This window comes from Rothia sp. HMSC073B08 (assembly GCF_001812975.1).
Classification (GTDB): domain Bacteria; phylum Actinomycetota; class Actinomycetes; order Actinomycetales; family Micrococcaceae; genus Rothia; species Rothia mucilaginosa.
In genome coordinates, this window is the sequence record NZ_KV811062.1 from 38,608 (window position 1) to 55,507 (window position 16,900).

Sequence of the window (16,900 nt, forward strand, 5' to 3'; positions counted from 1 at the left end):
CTTTCTACATGTCGTTATGCCTAGCGCGGGCGGCTCTAGTTTGTAGGTAAATCTAGTCCATGGGTAGGTCGTTCAGACTGGTGGACACGTACTCCCACCAGGTCGGCACCAACCCGGCATTCATCGCAACCCTCTGCGACAGCATGTGCGACGGGCTCGTACCGTAGAACGGCAGGTACCCTTCCGCCAAGGTCAGGCGGGCGGCATCGCGCACCAGCACGCTGGCGATGCCGGCACCACGCCAGGCGGGCAGCACATCAATGCCAATCTGGCGCATAATCGGCGAATCGTCGCTCAGGCCAACCATAGCGATAGGGTCTGCGAGTGCGGGGCTCTCCCCCGCTGCGGGTGCGTCAGATGCCTTAGAAGCGCCCTCATCGACCGGGTATGCGGCAAGCACCAGCACATCCGGGCGGGTCACGCTAAAGCCCAACGCGTTCGAGTAGCGTTTATCCCCGCGGAAGCGCTCAAACTGTTCAGCGGCCAGCAGCTCCACGCGCAGGCGGGTTACGCGCGCCTGCGTGTCCTGCGGGTCGACCTCAAGGGCACCGGCGGAGGCGTTTGCCTCCCTGCGGATGGTGCGCTCGCCCGTGATTTCGGCAAGCAGCGCCGCCTTCAGCTCGGCAGGGTCAACGCGGCGCATCATACCCACACCGGGCACAGCGCACTTGACCTCCTGCGCCTGCACGCCCTCGGGTACGACCGAGTTCAGCAGGGCGCGGCCGGGCGTGTAGTAGATGCTCGTGCCGCTGACCTGCTGGGTGTAGGGGGTGAGCAGTTCGTTGAGCTGGCGCAGCTGCGCGTAATCGCCCAGCCAGTTCGACTGGTCACCGAGCATGTAGTCGATGGCCTTGTCCAGCACGCGCGGATGCTTGGCGCAGAGAATGCCGACACTCGCGTAGTTGGCGACGCGCAACTCCCAGATGTCGTCGTTGCGGCGGCGTGCGGCACCCATCTTCTCGGAGGGAGGCTGCACGGTGGCGAGCAGCGGCAGGCTCTCGGCGTCCGGGTAGTCGCGTAGCTCTTCGAGGGCGCGGCTAATCGAGCCAGGCGCCTGGCAGAAGTCCGCCTCCAGCTGGGTGTGCAGGATGTGCCGCGCACGGTCCGCGGTGGTCACAGCGCCACGGGTTGCCTGAGCTCCCCGGGCAGGTTCGGTTCCTTGGGTATCAGTCACGTAGGTTTCCTCTAGGGCAAATTTTTGACTAGTTCAGGATCTCAGCAAGGAACGCGCCGGTGTGCGAGCCCTTCACCTGAGCCACCTGTTCCGGGGTTCCTTCGGCGATGACGGTGCCGCCGCCGCTACCGCCTTCGGGGCCCATGTCGATAATCCAGTCGGCGCACTTGACCACGTCCAGGTTGTGCTCGATGGTGATGACGCTATTGCCCTTGTCCACCAGCGATTGCAGCACGGCGAGCAGCTTGCGGATGTCTTCAAAGTGCAGGCCGGTGGTCGGCTCGTCCAGCACGTAGATGGAGCGGCCGTTGGAGCGCTTCTGCAGTTCGGTTGCGAGCTTCACGCGCTGCGCTTCACCGCCGGAGAGGGTGGTTGCGGGCTGGCCCAGGCGAATGTAGCCCAGGCCCACGTCCACGAGGGTGTTCAGGTGGCGCGCAATCGGGGTGAATGCGGCGAAGAACTCTGCGGCTTCTTCCACGGGCATTTCGAGTACGTCGGCGATGGTCTTGCCCTTGTAATGCACTTCGAGGGTTTCGCGGTTGTAGCGCTTGCCGTGGCAGGTTTCGCAGGGCACGTACACGTCCGGCAGGAAGTTCATTTCAATCTTCAGGGTGCCGTCGCCGGAGCAGTCCTCGCAGCGGCCGCCCTTGACGTTGAAGGAGAATCGACCCGGGGTGTAGCCGCGCATTTTCGCTTCGCTGGTCTCTGCAAACAGCTTGCGGATGTGGTCGAACACGCCGGTGTAGGTGGCGGGGTTCGAGCGCGGGGTACGACCGATGGGCGACTGGTCCACGTGAATGACCTTGTCCAGGTGTTCCAGCCCGTCGATGCTCTTGTGGCGACCGGGTACCTGCTTGGCGCCATTGAGCTTGTTCGCCAGGGAGGTATACAGAATGTCGTTGACGAGGGTCGATTTACCCGAGCCGGACACACCGGTCACCGCGGTGAACACGCCCAACGGGAAGGACACAGTCACGTTCTTGAGGTTGTTTTCGCGGGCGCCGCGCACGATCAGCTGACGTTCCTTGTCCACGGGGCGGCGGGATGCGGGCACCTCAATGCTGCGGCGGCCAGCCATGTAGTCGCCGGTAATGGACTTGGTGTTCTTCAGCAGCTCCTCAAAGCTGCCGGAGTGTACGATTTCGCCGCCGTGCTCGCCGGCGCCGGGTCCTACGTCCACGATCCAGTCGGCTTCGCGCATGGTGTCTTCGTCGTGCTCAACCACGATAAGCGTGTTGCCCATATCGCGCAGCTTGGTCAGGGTTTCAATGAGGCGGCGGTTATCGCGCTGGTGCAGGCCGATAGAAGGCTCGTCGAGCACGTAGAGCACGCCGACCAGGCCCGAACCAATCTGGGTTGCGAGGCGGATACGCTGCGCCTCACCGCCGGAGAGCGTACCAGCGGAGCGTGAGAGGGTCAGGTAGTCCAGACCCACGTCCAGCAGGAACTGCAGGCGCGCGTCAATTTCCTTGAGGACCTGCTCGCCAATCTTGGCTTCGCGGGGGCTAAGCTGCAGGCTACGCACGAAGGCGAGCGCGTTAGCCAGGGACATGTCGGTAATGTCTGCGATGGACTTGCCGCCGACCTTCACGCCGAGGATGGTCGGGTTTAGGCGCGCGCCACCGCAGGAGGGGCAGGCGACCTGGCGCATGTACTGTTCGTAGCGGTCGCGGGCGAAGTCCGATTCGGTTTCTTCGTGCTTGCGCTTAATGTACGCCTTCACGCCTTCGAACCCGGAGGTGTAGCGGCGTTCGCGGCCGAATCGGTTGCGGTAGGACACCTCAACCTTGTAGTCCTTGCCGTCCAGAATGGCGGCGCGGGTCTTGGCGGGCAGGTCCTTGAAGGGGGTGTTCAGGTCGAAGCCGAGCTCCTCCCCCAAGCCTGCGAGCAGGCGCAGCCAGTATTCAGTGGTTGCTTTGCCCTGCGACCAGGGTGCGATAGCGCCCTCGCCGAGGGTTAGATCGGGGTTTGGTACGAGCAGTTCGGTGTCTACTTCCAGGCGCGAGCCGATGCCGTCGCAGGCGCTACATGCGCCGAATGGCGAGTTGAAGGAGAAGGCGCGCGGCTCGATGGTGTCGATCTGCAGCGGGTGGTTGTTGGGGCAGGCGAGGTTTTCGCTGAAGGAGCGGGTGCGTTCGGGGTCGTCCTGCTCGCGGTCCACGAAGTCGATGAGCACGCGGCCGTCGGCGAGCTTGAGCGCGGTTTCGATGGAGTCGGTCAGGCGCTGGTGAATACCGTCCTTAATGACGATGCGGTCGACGACCACCTCGATGGTGTGCTTGTACTGCTTGGCGAGTTTGGGCGGGTCGGAGAGCTGCACGGTTTCGCCGTCCACGCGGGCGCGCGAATAGCCCTGGGTCAGCAGGTCCTTGAAGAGGTCTACGAACTCGCCCTTACGTGCGCTGACGACGGGTGCGAGGATCTGCAGGCGGGTGCGTTCGGGGTACTCCTGCAGAATATCCACAATCTGCTGCGGGGTCTGCTGGGTGATTTCTTCGCCGCATTCGGGGCAGTGCGGGTGGCCGATGCGCGCCCAGAGCAGACGCATGTAGTCGTAGATTTCGGTGATGGTACCGACGGTTGAGCGCGGGTTCTTGGAGGTGGATTTCTGGTCGATAGACACCGCCGGGGAGAGACCCTCGATGAAGTCTACGTCGGGCTTGTCGACCTGTCCGAGGAACATGCGGGCGTAGGAGGAGAGCGACTCGACGTAGCGGCGCTGACCTTCCGCAAAGATGGTGTCGAAGGCGAGGGAGGACTTACCGGAGCCGGAGAGGCCGGTGAAGACGACCATCGCATCACGCGGAATGGTGAGGTCTACGTTCTTGAGGTTGTTTTCGCGGGCACCCTGAACCCGGATACTGGTCAGGTCGTTCGCTTTGAGTGCGGTGCTACCGTGTGCCGGGCGGGGTGTCATCGAAAATCCTTTCGTCTTATCTTCGAATTTAAATTCTACACCCTCACGCCTTTCACCAGCGGGATTATGCGGCCGGTGAAGGCATGAGGGTGCAGTACTTATATGAAGCGGACTGTCAGGCGCGATTTACCAGCCGCGGGTTCCCCACTCTTCCAGGTGGGGGCGCTCGTCGCCGAGGGTGGTGGAGCGGCCATGGCCGGGCAGTACGATGGCGTCGTCTTCGAAGCCTCCGAAGAGTTTTTCGAGCACGTTGGAGAAGAGCTCACCGAACTGCTGCGGGGAGTCGGTCTTGCCCACGCCGCCGGGGAAGAGGGCGTCGCCGGTGAACAGCAGGGTTGCGGGAGTGCCGTCTTCCCAGGTGGTTTCGAGGGTGTAGACGATGGATCCGGGGGTGTGGCCGGGCACGTGCAGGGCGCGGATGACGGTATCAGAGAGGTAGAAGTCGAAGCTTTCGCCGCCGGTCAGCTCTTCTTCGATGGTGTAGTCTTCCAGTTCCTTAATCTCAGCAGCGTCAGCTGCACCCGCGGAGGTCACGGCACCGGTGAGACGGTCGAGTTCCTTAATAGCGCGGATGTGGTCCCAGTGGCCGTGGGTAACCAGAATGCCGGTCAGACCGATTGCGCGGGGCCTGATGGAGTTGAAGTCCTCTTCCTTCTCCATGACGCGCACGCGGCGTTCTTCACCATCTGCCAGTTCGAGCTGCGGGCAGTCGTTCAGGAGCGCGTCGAGAGTGAAAGCGTAGAGTTCTTCTGCGTCGTCTGCAGGGTCGATGAGCACCTGCTCGCCGGTGGCGCGCATGGTGATGAGGTAGACGCTGTTGTCCATCTCGGAGACGCTGAACGCACGGACGGTCAGTTCGGGGTTCTCGAAGATGAGGGTGGGTTCGGGGTAAGTAGTCATAGTTCCAGTGTAGGGGTTGTGACCGCACAGCATGCGCCTATGCGGTTCGCTCCCCTATCAGCGCATTCGGCGTTGAACGCGCGGGATACATGTGCGGGATGCATGTGCGGGATGCACAGGGAACAGATTCTGGAGCATGCTCGGTACGGATTGGGTTCAGCGCGGATTAGGTTCCGACTGGATTCCGCCCGGCTGAGGTTCCACTGAAATTCAAAAGTTAAACAGAGAAGCGACTGCGCATCGATACACAGTCGCTTCTCATGACACCCAGGGGTATCTATCACTCACTCAAACACAAGCAACCCGAGGACTTTGGAAATCTCACGATTACTTGATGACTCAATAGTAGCGAACTTTTTGGGGGCTGTTTTACCACCCAATTTGGTACGGAGAGCCGGATTTAGTGACCCGCACCTCATTGTAATCATTCTGTAATAAAAACAGGTGTTTTTTAGGGTATCCATACGTACCAATTTCATTTTTTTCGAGTTTTAGCGTGACTTATTTCACCCAAAATAATTTTAGAATTTCCCTCTTTTGGCACTTCGGTGCACCTTTAACTTAAGCTCCGCACTCGGCAATCCCAAAGGTTCAATACCCAGTTTTAGCCCGGTATTCTGCGGAAGTAGAGGGTTAAGGTGAAAGTATCTTCAAGTACTTGCAACTTCATAAGCGGGAAAAAATGTACTGCTCACCGTTCAAAATCTACACAATTATTCGCGCGAGGGCAAAATCAATTGGTCTGTTTTACCCCTGTAGGTACCCCCTAAAGTAGAGGTTTTATTACAAAACAATAACATCAGCCCCACTTTCAGGTTCACTGAGTGCACCCATTAAAACCCCTTTCAAAAAGCAAAATACCTAGTCAATGCCGTATTTTCACAAAATGCAAGACAGTGTGTCACTAAAAAATCAACCTCTACAGATTGTTTAATAAAACCTGACCTTCAAGCACAAATAGAGCCCAATTATTAACCAGCACGTACCAATTCCGCCCTCAAAACAGGCGCTATAGAAGCCTCAATGAAAGGTTGAAAGACCCCTCCACTAGGGGTTTCAGGATCCTTCACTCCCCCTGGTTGATGCCTGGTTGCAGCCTAGTTTCAGCCCGGGTTGTAGCCTGGCTGCAACCTAGTTTCACTCTATTTTCAAGAGCTCCGCTCCCCCGCCCTCAAGCGTTGCGCACCTCGTATTCGCCCCTCATGCTTCCATATATCTGGGGCAGAGCCACTCCACAAAAGCGCCACAGGCTACAGCAAAGGCGGCGCCTCTCCCCCGCTGTGGGGAAGGAGCGCCGCCTCCACTAGCTATAAATCAGCTGGAACAGCCGCCTTAGGACAGGCCGATCATCACGCCATTCTCGTCGAAGCCGATGCGCTCAGCTGCGGGGCTCTTGCTCAGACCCGGCATAGTGCGCATGGTGCCGCAGATAGCGTAGACGTAGCCAGCACCTGCAGCCAGGCGAACCTCGCGCACGGGCAGAGTCCAGCCGGTCGGTGCGCCCTTCAGAGTTGCATCCGAAGAGATGGACAGGTGGGTCTTCGCGATAACCACGGGCAGGTGCGAGTAGCCCAGCTCAGCGAAACGCTTCAGCTGCTTAGCGGCAGCGGGAGCAATCGAAATGCCGTCCGCGCCGTAGACCTTGGTCGCAACCTTCTCAATCTTGGTCTCGATGGAGTCCTCAAGATCGTAGGTGTACTTCAGATCCGAAACGTCGTCACATGCCTCAGCAACCACGTCCGCCAGGTCGGTGGTGCCCTTACCGCCCTCAGCCACACCGCGGTGGATAGCGACGCGAGCACCGGCTTCCTCAGCAATACGGCGGATGGTCTCGTGCTCGGACTCGAAGTCGGTCGGGAAGGCGTTGATTGCCACGACCGGCTGAACACCGAAGTTGCGCACAATCTCGATGTGCTTCTTCAGGTTCTCTGCGCCCTTCTCCACGTCGGAGGGGCTTTCCTGCAGCATGCCTTCGGGCAGGGGCTTGCCCGGAACGATCTTGTACAGGCCGGAGTGGGACTTCAGGGAGCGCACGGTTACGACGAGCACTGCTGCGTCCGGCTTCAGGCCGGAGACGCGGCACTTGACGTTGAAGAAACGCTCCGCACCCATATCGGCACCGAAACCAGCCTCGGTAATCACGTAGTCGGAGTACTCCAGACCAACGTAGTCGGCGACCACGGAGGAGTTACCGGTTGCGATGTTGCCGAAGGGGCCCGCGTGAATCAGTGCGGGGGTGTGCTCCAGGGTCTGCAGCAGGTTCGGATTGATAGCGTCTGCCAGGATGACGGACATTGCGCCGTCAGCCTTCAGGTCGGCTGCGGTGACGGGCTCGCCGTCGTAGTTCAGTCCGATCACGATCTTTGCCAGGCGCTCACGCAGGTCCTTGAAGGAGGTTGCCAGCGAGAGAATCACCATGATTTCGGAGGCGCTGGTGATGTCGAAACCGGTCTCGCGGACCACGCCGTCCATGCGTTCGCCCAGGCCCACGACGATGTTGCGCAGGGAGCGGTCGTTCATGTCGATGACGCGGCGCCACTCGATTGCGCGCGGGTCGATGCGCAGCTCGTTGCCGTGGTGCAGGTGGTTATCAATCATGGCGGCAAGCAGGTTGTGTGCTGCGGTGACGGCGTGGAAGTCGCCGGTCAGGTGCAGGTTCAGCTTCTCCATGGGAACGATCTGGGAGTAGCCGCCGCCCGCTGCGCCGCCCTTGATGCCGAAGGTCGGGCCCATTGCGGGCTGACGCAGAGCCAGGATTGCCTTGCGGCCGGTCTGGGCGAAGCCCTGTGCGAGGGAGACGGAGGTTGCGGTCTTACCTTCACCGAGCGGGGTGGGGGTGACTGCGGTAACCACGATGTACTTGGAGCCGCGCTTGCGGGCGGTCTCTGCGTTGGTGGTTTCGTCGAGGAGGACCTTAGCGACATACTTGCCGTAGGGTTCAAGGCGATCTTCGCTGATGCCGTTGTCTGCTGCGATCTTGTTAATAGGCCAAAGATCGGCGGCAAGTGCGATTTCGAGGTCGGAAGGGAAAGGCTTCTTCGTCATTGTCATCCTTCGAGTTGTACGAATCATGCTCTTTTATTCTATGCCTTAGCTCACTCATTTGTCCCTCACCTCGCCGAACTCCGACAAATAAACCCAATTTTTAATGCACTAATCCCCGCAACCGGTGACCTCCGCTCACGTGGAGCGGCAGGATCGGTGCGGGGATTAGTAGCGCATACATGCCGGGCTGCCGGTACAGGAGCCGGTATAGGAACCGGTGCTACAGCAGGTATTACGGCATGGTCAGCAGAACCTTGGTGGCGGTACGCTGGTCCATTGCCTCGTAACCCTTAGCCGCCTCGTCAATGGGCAGAACCATGTCGAAGACGCGGCCGGGCTCAATTTCGCCCTTGTAAATCAGGTCGATGAGGGTCGGCAGGTACTTGCGCACGGGGGCGGGGCCACCCTCCAGGTGAACCTGCTTGCCGAAGAGCTTATCGGTGCCGATGGAGCTGTCGTGCGGCACGCCCACGAAGCCGATGTAGCCGCCGTGGCGTACGCAGCCGAGAGCCTGGTCGAAGGACTGCTGGGTGCCAACAGCCTCCGCGACGCCGTGTGCGCCCACGCCGTCGGTGAGCTCCATGACCTTGGCGATGCCCTCTTCGCCGCGCTTTTCCACGATGTGGGTTGCGCCGAATGCCTTAGCGAGCGCCTGACGTTCGGGGTTGCGGGACATGATGATGATCTTCTCCGCGCCGAGCTGCTTAGCGCCGATGACTGCGCTCAGGCCGACTGCGCCGTCGCCAACAACGACGATGGTCTTGCCGGGGCCTGCCTTCGCGGCGTCCGCTGCGTACCAGCCGGTGCCGAGCACGTCGGATGCCGCCATCAGGTGCGGGATCTGCTCTGCGGTGGGTGCGGCGGGGGTCTTGACGAGGGTGCCGTCTGCGAAGGGTACGCGGGCGTATTCTGCCTGGGTGCCGTTGGAGCGTGCGCCGATGAAGGCGTCGCCTGTTGCGATTGCCTTGAGGCAGCGGGAGGGATAGCCTGCGGTGCAGGTTTCGCATTCGCCGCAGGAGATGCAGAAGGAGCCTACGACGAAGTCGCCGGGGGCTACGGTGGTGACCTCGGAGCCTACTTCGACGACCTCGCCGATGTATTCGTGGCCCATTGCGCTGTGGTCGACGGGCTGTGCGCCGCGGTAGGGCCACAGGTCGGAGCCGCAGATGCAGGATGCTGCGAGCTTGATGATGGCGTCGGTGGGTTCGAGGAGGGTCGGCTTCTCAACTTCGTTGACGACGACCTTGCCGGGGGCTTCCATAACAACTGAACGCATGATGTTCCTTTCAAATCTGCGTTGATGGTTAGTCGTATCAGAGTACGCCCCGCACCCCGATATATCAATAATTTTTTATGCTACGGGGTGAAGGTAAAAATTCCGACAACCGGAACCAGAAAGACCGCTCCTACTCCCCTGCTTCTCCGCCGCCTCTCCCCCGCTTCCCGGCACGTTGAATAGCCCGGTTAAACGGCGGAACCCCCCGCGCATCCACAGTGGACACGCGGGGGTTCCGCTCGGTTTATCTCAGCCTCATAACTAAAGGCAAGAAAGGGTGCTTAGAAGTCCCAGTCCTCGTCCTCGGTGTTCACGGCCTTACCGATCACGTAGGAAGAGCCGGAACCGGAGAAGAAGTCGTGGTTCTCATCCGCGTTCGGGGACAGCGCCGACAGGATCGCCGGGGACACGTTAGTCACGGACGCCGGGAACATCGGCTCGTAGCCCAGGTTCATCAGAGCCTTGTTAGCGTTGTAGTGCAGGAACTTCTTCACGTCCTCACTCCAACCCACACCGTCATACAGGGAGTGGGTGTACGCCACCTCGTTCTCGTACAGTTCGTACAGCAGGTTGAAGGTGTACTCCTTCAGCTCTGCCTGACGCTCCGCGGACTCCTTCGCCAGGCCGCGCTGGAACTTGTAGCCAATGTAGTAGCCGTGCACTGCCTCGTCACGAATAATCAGACGAATCAGGTCAGCGGTGTTGGTCAGCTTCGCGTGCGAAGACCAGTACATGGGCAGGTAGAAGCCCGAGTAGAACAGGAAGGACTCCAGCAGAGTGGAGGCGACCTTCTTCTTCAGCGGGTCGTCACCGGTGTAGTAGGACAGAACAATCTTCGCCTTCTTCTGCAGGTGCTCATTCTCAGCAGCCCAGCGGAACGCCTCGTCAATCTCCTTAGTGGAGGCGAGGGTCGAGAAGATTGAGGAGTACGACTTTGCGTGCACGGACTCCATGAACGCAATGTTGGTGTACACGGCCTCTTCGTGCGCGGTCACAGCGTCCGGCAGCAGGGACACAGCACCGACAGTACCCTGGATGGTGTCCAGCAGGGTCAGACCGGTGAAGACGCGCATGGTCAGCTGCTTCTCTTCCTCGGTCAGAGTCTTCCAGGAGGGCACGTCGTTGCTCAGCGGCACCTTTTCCGGCAGCCAGAAGTTACCGGTCAGACGATCCCAAACCTCAAGGTCCTTCTCGTCCTCAATACGGTTCCAGTTGATAGCCTCGACCACGTGGTCGACGAGCTTCACCTTTTCGCTCATTAGTAATTCTCCGATTCTTAAGGGGCGGTTACGGTGCCACGCGCGGCCAGCCAGTCGCGCAGGCGGTTTGCGTGTTTACCGTAACCGCCCCTTCCAGTCTTTAGTTATAGTGTGCCAGCTCAGGCTGAATGCGTCACAGCATTCGGGCTAGAGCATGCAGGATACGCAGCCTTCAACCTCGGTACCCTCAAGAGCCATCTGACGCAGACGGATGTAGTAGATGGTCTTGATGCCCTTACGCCATGCGTAAATCTGGGCGCGGTTGATATCGCGGGTGGTTGCGGTATCGCGGAAGAAGAGGGTCAGCGACAGGCCCTGGTCCACGTGCTGGGTTGCAACAGCGTAGGTGTCAATGATCTTCTCGTAACCAATTTCGTAGGAGTCCTGGTAGTACTCCAGGTTCTCGTTGGTCATGTACGGTGCCGGGTAGTAGACGCGGCCGAGCTTGCCTTCCTTGCGGATCTCAATCTTCGAAGCGATCGGGTGAATCGAAGAGGTCGAACCGTTGATGTAGGAGATGGAGCCGGTCGGCGGAACAGCCTGCAGGTTCTGGTTGTACATGCCGTACTGTGCCACGTCAGCAGCCAGCTGAATCCACTCTTCACGGGTGGGGATGTGGTGCTTAGCGAACAGTTCGCGGGTACGCTCGGTCTGCGGTGCCCATTCCTTCTCAATGTACTTTGCGAAGAACTCACCGGATGCGTACTTCGAGTTCTCGAAGCCCTCGAAACGCTGGCCGCGTTCCTTAGCAATCTGCATGGAGGCGCGGATTGCGTGGTAGGCGACGGTGTAGAAGTACATGTTGGTGAAGTCCAGTGCTTCTTCGGAACCGTAGTAGACGTGCTCGCGTGCCAGGTAGCCGTGCAGGTTCATCTGGCCCAGACCCACGGCGTGGCTCATGTTGTTGCCGCGCTCGATGGAGGGTACGGAGCGGATGTCGGACTGGTCGGAGACGGAGGTCAGCGAACGAATCGCGGTTTCCACGGTCTTGCCGAAGTCGTCGCCGTCCATGGTCAGTGCAATGTTCAGCGAACCGAGGTTGCAGGAGATGTCCTTACCGACGGTCTCGTAGCCGAGGTCAGCGTGGTAGGTGGACGGCTCAGAAACCTGCAGGATCTCGGAGCACAGGTTGGACATGATGACCTTACCGGCGATGGGGTTCGCGCGGTTGACGGTGTCTTCGAACATCACGTACGGGTAGCCGGACTCGAACTGGATCTCTGCGATGGTCTGGAAGAACTCACGCGCGTTGATCTTGGTCTTGGTGATGCGTGCATCGTCGACCATTTCGTAGTACTTCTCGGAGACGTTGATGTCGGAGAAGGGCACGCCGTAGATGCGTTCCACATCGTACGGGGAGAAGAGGTACATGTCCTCGTTCTTCTTCGCCAGCTCGAAGGTGATGTCGGGGATGACAACGCCCAGGGAGAGGGTCTTGATGCGGATCTTCTCGTCAGCGTTCTCACGCTTGGTGTCCAAGAAGGCGTAGATGTCGGGGTGGTGTGCGTGCAGGTACACGGCACCGGCACCCTGACGTGCGCCGAGCTGGTTTGCGTAGGAGAAGGCGTCTTCCAGCAGCTTCATGACGGGGATAACGCCCGAGGACTGGTTCTCAATCTTCTTAATGGGCGCACCGGACTCGCGCAGGTTGGTCAGGGCGAATGCCACGCCGCCGCCGCGCTTGGAGAGCTGCAGTGCAGAGTTGATGGAGCGGCCGATGGACTCCATGTTGTCTTCCATGCGCAGCAGGAAGCAGGAGACGAGCTCGCCGCGCTGCTTCTTACCTGCGTTGAGGAAGGTCGGGGTTGCCGGCTGGAAACGGCCGGAGATGATCTCGTCGACGATGTCTTCGGCGAGCTTCTCGTTGCCTTCTGCCAGCAGCAGTGCGACCATGCAGACGCGGTCTTCGAAACGCTCCAGGTAGCGCTGACCGTCGAAGGTCTTGAGCGCGTAGGAGGTGTAGAACTTGAAGGCACCCAGGAAGGTCGGGAAGCGGAACTTCACGGCGTAGGCGCGCTTGAACAGGTTCTTGATGAACTGGAAGTTGTACTTGTCGAAGAGTTCCGGCTCGTAGTACTGGTTCTCAATCAGGTACTCAATCTTCTCTTCCAGGTCGTGGAAGAAGACGGTGTTGTTGTTGACGTGCTGCAGGAAGTACTGACGTGCCGCCTGGCGGTCTGCATCGAACTGAATCTGGCCGTTCTCATCGTAGAGGTTCAGCAGTGCGTTCAGCTCGTGGTAGCTCATACCCTTGAACTTCTCGGGCACGCTCTTGCCGTTGTGGCCTGCACCGAGAGTTTCTAGTGCTGAGGGCAGTTTTGCGTCCAAAATGCTTCCAATCCTTCGTTGACTTTTTCTACATCTGAATCGGTGCCCATGAGCTCAAATTTGAAGAGCACGGGCACATCGCACTTCTTGGCGACAATGTCTGCCGCGATACCGAAGAGCGGACCAAAGTTGGTGTTGCCGGAGCCAATCACACCGAGTATGTGGTGGCGATTCTGCTCCACGTTCAGGAATTTAACCACCTGCGGGGGAACGTTACCGGCGCCATCAGGCTTGCCGTAGGTGGGGACGATGAGCACGAACGGCTCATCAAGAATGAGGGTGTCCTCGCCGGTGCGCAGCGGCAGGCGGAGGCGGCGGGCACGGATCTTCTCCACGAACTTGTGGGTGTTACCGGAGATGGAGGAGAAGTACACGATGAGTGGCGCCGTGTCGTCCAGTTCGACCTCGGTCGCTCGACCCTCGGAGGCGTTGCGTGCATCCATAAGAATCTTGCGGATTTCTGCGTGCTCGTCGACGGGGTTGGGCGTGAGGGCGGTACTCAATCTGTACTCCTTATTCTCGTGTGCCGGTGTGGTTCCGTGCCGATTTTCCGTTTGTACGGGTTTCGGCAGGGTTGTTACGCTGCCAGAGCGTTGATCTTGTCGGGCTGGAAGCCGGACCAGTGCTCGTCGCCTGCGATGACGACGGGTGCCTGCATGTAGCCGAGGGACTTGACCATTTCGAGGGCCTGAGCGTCTTCGGTGATATCAACCTTGGTGTAGCTGATACCCTTCGCGTCGAGGGCGCGGTAGGTCATGTTGCACTGGACGCACTGGGGCTTGGTGTACACGGTCACTACCATGGGAGTGCCTCTTACTTTCTCCCGCTCGGGCGGGGCTATCTCGTGAATGAATCTGGCGTGTTTCGTCGGTGGTTCGCCACGTGTTGTTTACGGCGGGCGCTGTGCCGTCCGCTACCCCCTCCTAGTGGGGCGTGGCGGTTTCCTGCGCTGGGGCAGGGCGCCTAAAAGTGCCGTAGTGGTGGAACCGAGTATTAATACTACATCTAGTGTCGAGATTTTTCTGCACCACAAGATGATGTGGTGCGAGGGTCGTGTTTCGTTCGATAAACCCACAGTTGAACCCACTTAAGAGAGGGTGTCTACAGCTTATCCACACCCTGCCGCGGGGCTAGTTCGCCGTATTTTCGCGGGGTGTGCCGGGTTATCCACAGGTGGGGTTTAAGTTGGTCAGGATTTTTAAGGGTTCATTCGCCCGCTGAGTTGAGGTTCAGTTAACCTCATGTATGCGTTTGGGGGCATAAAACCCGGAAGATTCGGGCTTGATTTTAAAGAGATCTTAACTCTCGCCCGTTCTTGCGCGGAACGGCGCGGTTTTAAAGCAGAACGGACTTTCTTAAAGGCGGGGGTTAACCCCCTTCGAGCGGGTTTAAGCTATGTGATTAAGGCTGTAGAAAAGATTTTTAACTCTTTTTCAGCAGCCGGTGTGTCGTGGGTTTAAGTTGGTTAATTCCGCTGAAACACCAAAACCCACCGCATATACCGGTATTTCACGGTATTCACGGTGGGTTTACTGGGTATCCATGCTGGTTTTAGCAACCGGTGAGCAGTAACCGGCTAGAAATCGATCAGGCCCAGCTCGCGCAGCTTCTTGCTGAGCGTTACGCCATCGGTGGCTTCAATCCACAGCGGCGAGCGCATCATCTGTTCGGCGCGGTAGTCGCTCCACACGCGGCCGGAGGCGAGCATGGTCTCCCCCACGGTCAGGTTGCGGATGACGATTGCCGCCACGTTGTCCGGGTAGCGTACCGCGAAGCCGTTGTAGATGTACGGGTCGCGCTGCCCGTCGTCGCCGACGAGGATCCACTTCATCTGCGGGAATTCCTCGGCGAGGCGGCGCAGGGACTCGACCTTATGGTTGGTTCCGGAGCGGAACCAGCGGTCGGGGGTGGGGCCCCAGTCGGTGAGCAGGAACGTGCCGCGCGGGTAGCCGTTGCGGCTGAGGAAGCGGCGCAGGGTCGGGGTGATGTTCCAGGCGCCGGTGGACAGGTACATGAACGGCGCATCCGGGTGGCTGCGGCGGATACGGTCAGTCATGACCGCCATGCCGGGGGTGGGGATGCGTGCGTGCTCGTCGAGAATGAAGGAGTTCCAGGCAGCGACGAGGGGGCGCGGCAGCATGGTGACCATGACGGTGTCGTCGACGTCCATGATGGCGCCGAGCTTCTGGCTTTCGGGAACGATGTAGACGCTGGTTGCTACGGCGCGGGAGCCGGGCACGTACATGATGACTTCGTGCATGCCAGGGTCCAGGTCGATGCTGAGTTTGACGTCGAGTACGCCGCCGCGGTCGGTGTACGCCTCATACTTGGTGCCGTCGATAACGATGGTGACGGGCGCATCGGACATTGCGGTGGCGGTGAAGGAGCGCCAGCCGCGCATGGGGTTGGCGGTGTCTTGGGTGCCTTCTACGACCTGCAGCAGGCGTTCGAGGTTGACCGTCTTGTAGAGTGCGCGGGCGATGATGCGGACCCAGCCGGGGTTACCGTCGGAGGCGGCGCGGCCGTAGCCTTCGGTGGGCACGAGAATAGGCTCGCGACCGGCGGCGATGGCGCGTTTTTCGCGCCACCTGTGCAGCCGGTCTGCAACACGGTAGCCGATGTTGACTGCCTCGTCGGCAGCATCGTTCACAAGGTTGCGCAGTTCGTGAGTGCCCAAATTCTCCATCCCACTAGTGTAGCGGAGCGTTACCGGCTTGCGGCTTTAGGATTTTGTGTTCTTATACCTAGTTTTTATACCTATTAATACTGTGGTGCTGAGCGCGCGGTGTGATGTGCACATTATTTAGGGTGTATTCGCTGTTCAGATTCGTTCCTTGCAGGTGGGGGCGTTATCCTGGAGAGTATGACCCACTCACAGCCTAACCGCCGACTTTTTGTGCTCGGCACTGCTATGCTTCCGCTGATTGCTGCCTGCTCGAAGAAGTCGAATGACTACGACGGCACCAGCGGTAATTTCACTCCGTATCAGGCTGGCGGCGAGACCTCTGCTGCTACTCGCCCCGCACCCACGAATTCGCCAACGGTTGCCGCTGCTGGCAACCCGGTTGATAAGCCGCGCGAATGGCCCGGCATCGGCAACTCCCTCGTTGGTGACGGCAAGTATGTTGCGTGGACTGTTGATGACGGCGCAAGCCCGGAGGCGATTCGCGGCTACGCTGAGTTCTCGAAGCGTACGAATACTCGCCTGACGTTCTTCATTAACGCTTCTTACACCGGGTTTAAGGAGCATGTGTCGTTGTTGCGTCCGCTGGTTCAGAGTGGCCAGATTCAGGTTGCGAACCACACGTACAACCACGCTGACCTGACCACCCTGGATGCTGAGGGTGTGAAGGAAGAGCTACAGCGTAACGAAGACGAGATTATGAGCATGTTCGGTGTCTCGTCGAAGCCGTACTTCCGCCCGCCGTACGGCCGCTACAACGATGCGGTGCTGAAGGCTGCCGGTGAGATTGGTTTTACCCGCCCGGTCATGTGGAACGGCACTACCGGCGACGAGGCGAAGACCAGCTCCCGTGTGATTTACATGCGCTGCATCCGCTACATGCTGCCGCAGCAGATTGTGCTGGGTCACTTGAACTACGAGACGATCATCCCGATCCTCGATAAGGTGAAGGGCCTGCTCGATGACCGCGGCCTGACTGCAGTGACGGTTCGTGACTACTACGGTGACGCATCCGAGGAAGAGATTAAGGCGGCGGCTCCTTCGCCGACCCCCACCCCGGAGGAGAACACCCCCTCCCCCGAGGCAACTACGGAGGCGCCTACCCCTACCCCGGAGCCGACTACTGAGGCTCCGACTCAGGCGCCGACTACCCGCTATGAGGATGAGGTAGCGGCAAGCCAGCAGGCTACGACTGCACCTGCGGCGGCAACCACTACGGCTCCGCCTGCTCGTGCGACCGCTGCACCTGCGGCTACTGCCACGACCGCACCGGCGGCTGCCCGCCGATAGGGTCGCGTATTTCGCGTGCGCTAAGCCC

Annotated in this window: 11 protein-coding genes; 1 reads left to right on the plus strand and 10 read right to left on the minus strand. The window is 59.7% G+C overall.

From position 1 onward, the window contains the following. Positions 1-52 precede the first annotated feature (52 nt). The 10 genes from HMPREF2884_RS04020 to HMPREF2884_RS04065 all read right to left on the minus strand — a co-directional run bounded on the left by HMPREF2884_RS04020 (position 53) and on the right by HMPREF2884_RS04065 (position 15,585). Entirely contained in the window at positions 53-1,174 is a 1,122-nt protein-coding gene (locus tag HMPREF2884_RS04020) for a GNAT family N-acetyltransferase (RefSeq protein WP_070615829.1), read from the minus strand. A 28-nt stretch (positions 1,175-1,202) separates the two neighbouring features. Continuing rightward, entirely contained in the window at positions 1,203-4,091 is a 2,889-nt protein-coding gene (gene uvrA, locus HMPREF2884_RS04025; protein ID WP_070615831.1) for an excinuclease ABC subunit UvrA, read from the minus strand. A 126-nt stretch (positions 4,092-4,217) separates the two neighbouring features. After that, positions 4,218-4,991, minus strand: coding sequence for an MBL fold metallo-hydrolase (locus HMPREF2884_RS04030; RefSeq protein ID WP_070615833.1), 774 nt, complete (start codon positions 4,989-4,991; stop codon positions 4,218-4,220). Between the two features lie 1,332 nt (positions 4,992-6,323). Continuing rightward, complete coding sequence (locus tag HMPREF2884_RS04035) at positions 6,324-8,036, minus strand: formate--tetrahydrofolate ligase (protein ID WP_005505800.1); 1,713 nt, start codon at positions 8,034-8,036, stop codon at positions 6,324-6,326. Between the two features lie 232 nt (positions 8,037-8,268). After that, the gene (locus tag HMPREF2884_RS04040; RefSeq protein WP_070615835.1) at positions 8,269-9,312 is read right to left on the minus strand and encodes a zinc-dependent alcohol dehydrogenase family protein; all 1,044 of its coding nucleotides are present in this window, start codon (positions 9,310-9,312) and stop codon (positions 8,269-8,271) included. A gap of 281 nt (positions 9,313-9,593) precedes the next feature. Further along, complete coding sequence (gene nrdF, locus HMPREF2884_RS04045) at positions 9,594-10,571, minus strand: class 1b ribonucleoside-diphosphate reductase subunit beta (RefSeq protein ID WP_049342043.1); 978 nt, start codon at positions 10,569-10,571, stop codon at positions 9,594-9,596. A gap of 147 nt (positions 10,572-10,718) precedes the next feature. Continuing rightward, positions 10,719-12,899, minus strand: coding sequence for a class 1b ribonucleoside-diphosphate reductase subunit alpha (gene nrdE / locus HMPREF2884_RS04050; protein WP_070615837.1), 2,181 nt, complete (start codon positions 12,897-12,899; stop codon positions 10,719-10,721). Then, a complete protein-coding gene (nrdI, locus tag HMPREF2884_RS04055; protein ID WP_049354719.1) occupies positions 12,872-13,402 on the minus strand; it encodes a class Ib ribonucleoside-diphosphate reductase assembly flavoprotein NrdI in 531 nt (176 codons plus the stop codon). The genes nrdE and nrdI overlap by 28 nt, the downstream gene beginning before the upstream one ends. Before the next feature lie 74 nt (positions 13,403-13,476). Further along, positions 13,477-13,701 (minus strand): glutaredoxin-like protein NrdH, encoded by a 225-nt coding sequence (gene nrdH, locus HMPREF2884_RS04060; RefSeq protein WP_005505794.1) that lies wholly within the window; start codon positions 13,699-13,701, stop codon positions 13,477-13,479. Positions 13,702-14,475: 774 nt separating this feature from the next. After that, positions 14,476-15,585 (minus strand): App1 family protein, encoded by a 1,110-nt coding sequence (locus HMPREF2884_RS04065; protein WP_070615839.1) that lies wholly within the window; start codon positions 15,583-15,585, stop codon positions 14,476-14,478. A gap of 177 nt (positions 15,586-15,762) precedes the next feature. Between HMPREF2884_RS04065 and HMPREF2884_RS04070 the strand changes: the two genes are divergently transcribed. Then, positions 15,763-16,872: a polysaccharide deacetylase family protein gene (locus HMPREF2884_RS04070; RefSeq protein ID WP_070615841.1), complete on the plus strand. Its 1,110-nt coding sequence runs from the start codon at positions 15,763-15,765 to the stop codon at positions 16,870-16,872. Positions 16,873-16,900 lie beyond the last annotated feature (28 nt).

Coding starts and splice junctions, on each gene's coding strand:
- HMPREF2884_RS04065 (WP_070615839.1), bottom strand. CDS start 15,585: ATGGAGAATTTGGGCACTCACGAACTGCGCAACCTTGTGAACGATGCT.
- nrdH (WP_005505794.1), bottom strand. CDS start 13,701: ATGGTAGTGACCGTGTACACCAAGCCCCAGTGCGTCCAGTGCAACATG.
- nrdF (WP_049342043.1), bottom strand. CDS start 10,571: ATGAGCGAAAAGGTGAAGCTCGTCGACCACGTGGTCGAGGCTATCAAC.
- HMPREF2884_RS04030 (WP_070615833.1), bottom strand. CDS start 4,991: ATGACTACTTACCCCGAACCCACCCTCATCTTCGAGAACCCCGAACTG.
- HMPREF2884_RS04035 (WP_005505800.1), bottom strand. CDS start 8,036: ATGACGAAGAAGCCTTTCCCTTCCGACCTCGAAATCGCACTTGCCGCC.
- HMPREF2884_RS04040 (WP_070615835.1), bottom strand. CDS start 9,312: ATGCGTTCAGTTGTTATGGAAGCCCCCGGCAAGGTCGTCGTCAACGAA.
- HMPREF2884_RS04070 (WP_070615841.1), top strand. CDS start 15,763: ATGACCCACTCACAGCCTAACCGCCGACTTTTTGTGCTCGGCACTGCT.
- uvrA (WP_070615831.1), bottom strand. CDS start 4,091: ATGACACCCCGCCCGGCACACGGTAGCACCGCACTCAAAGCGAACGAC.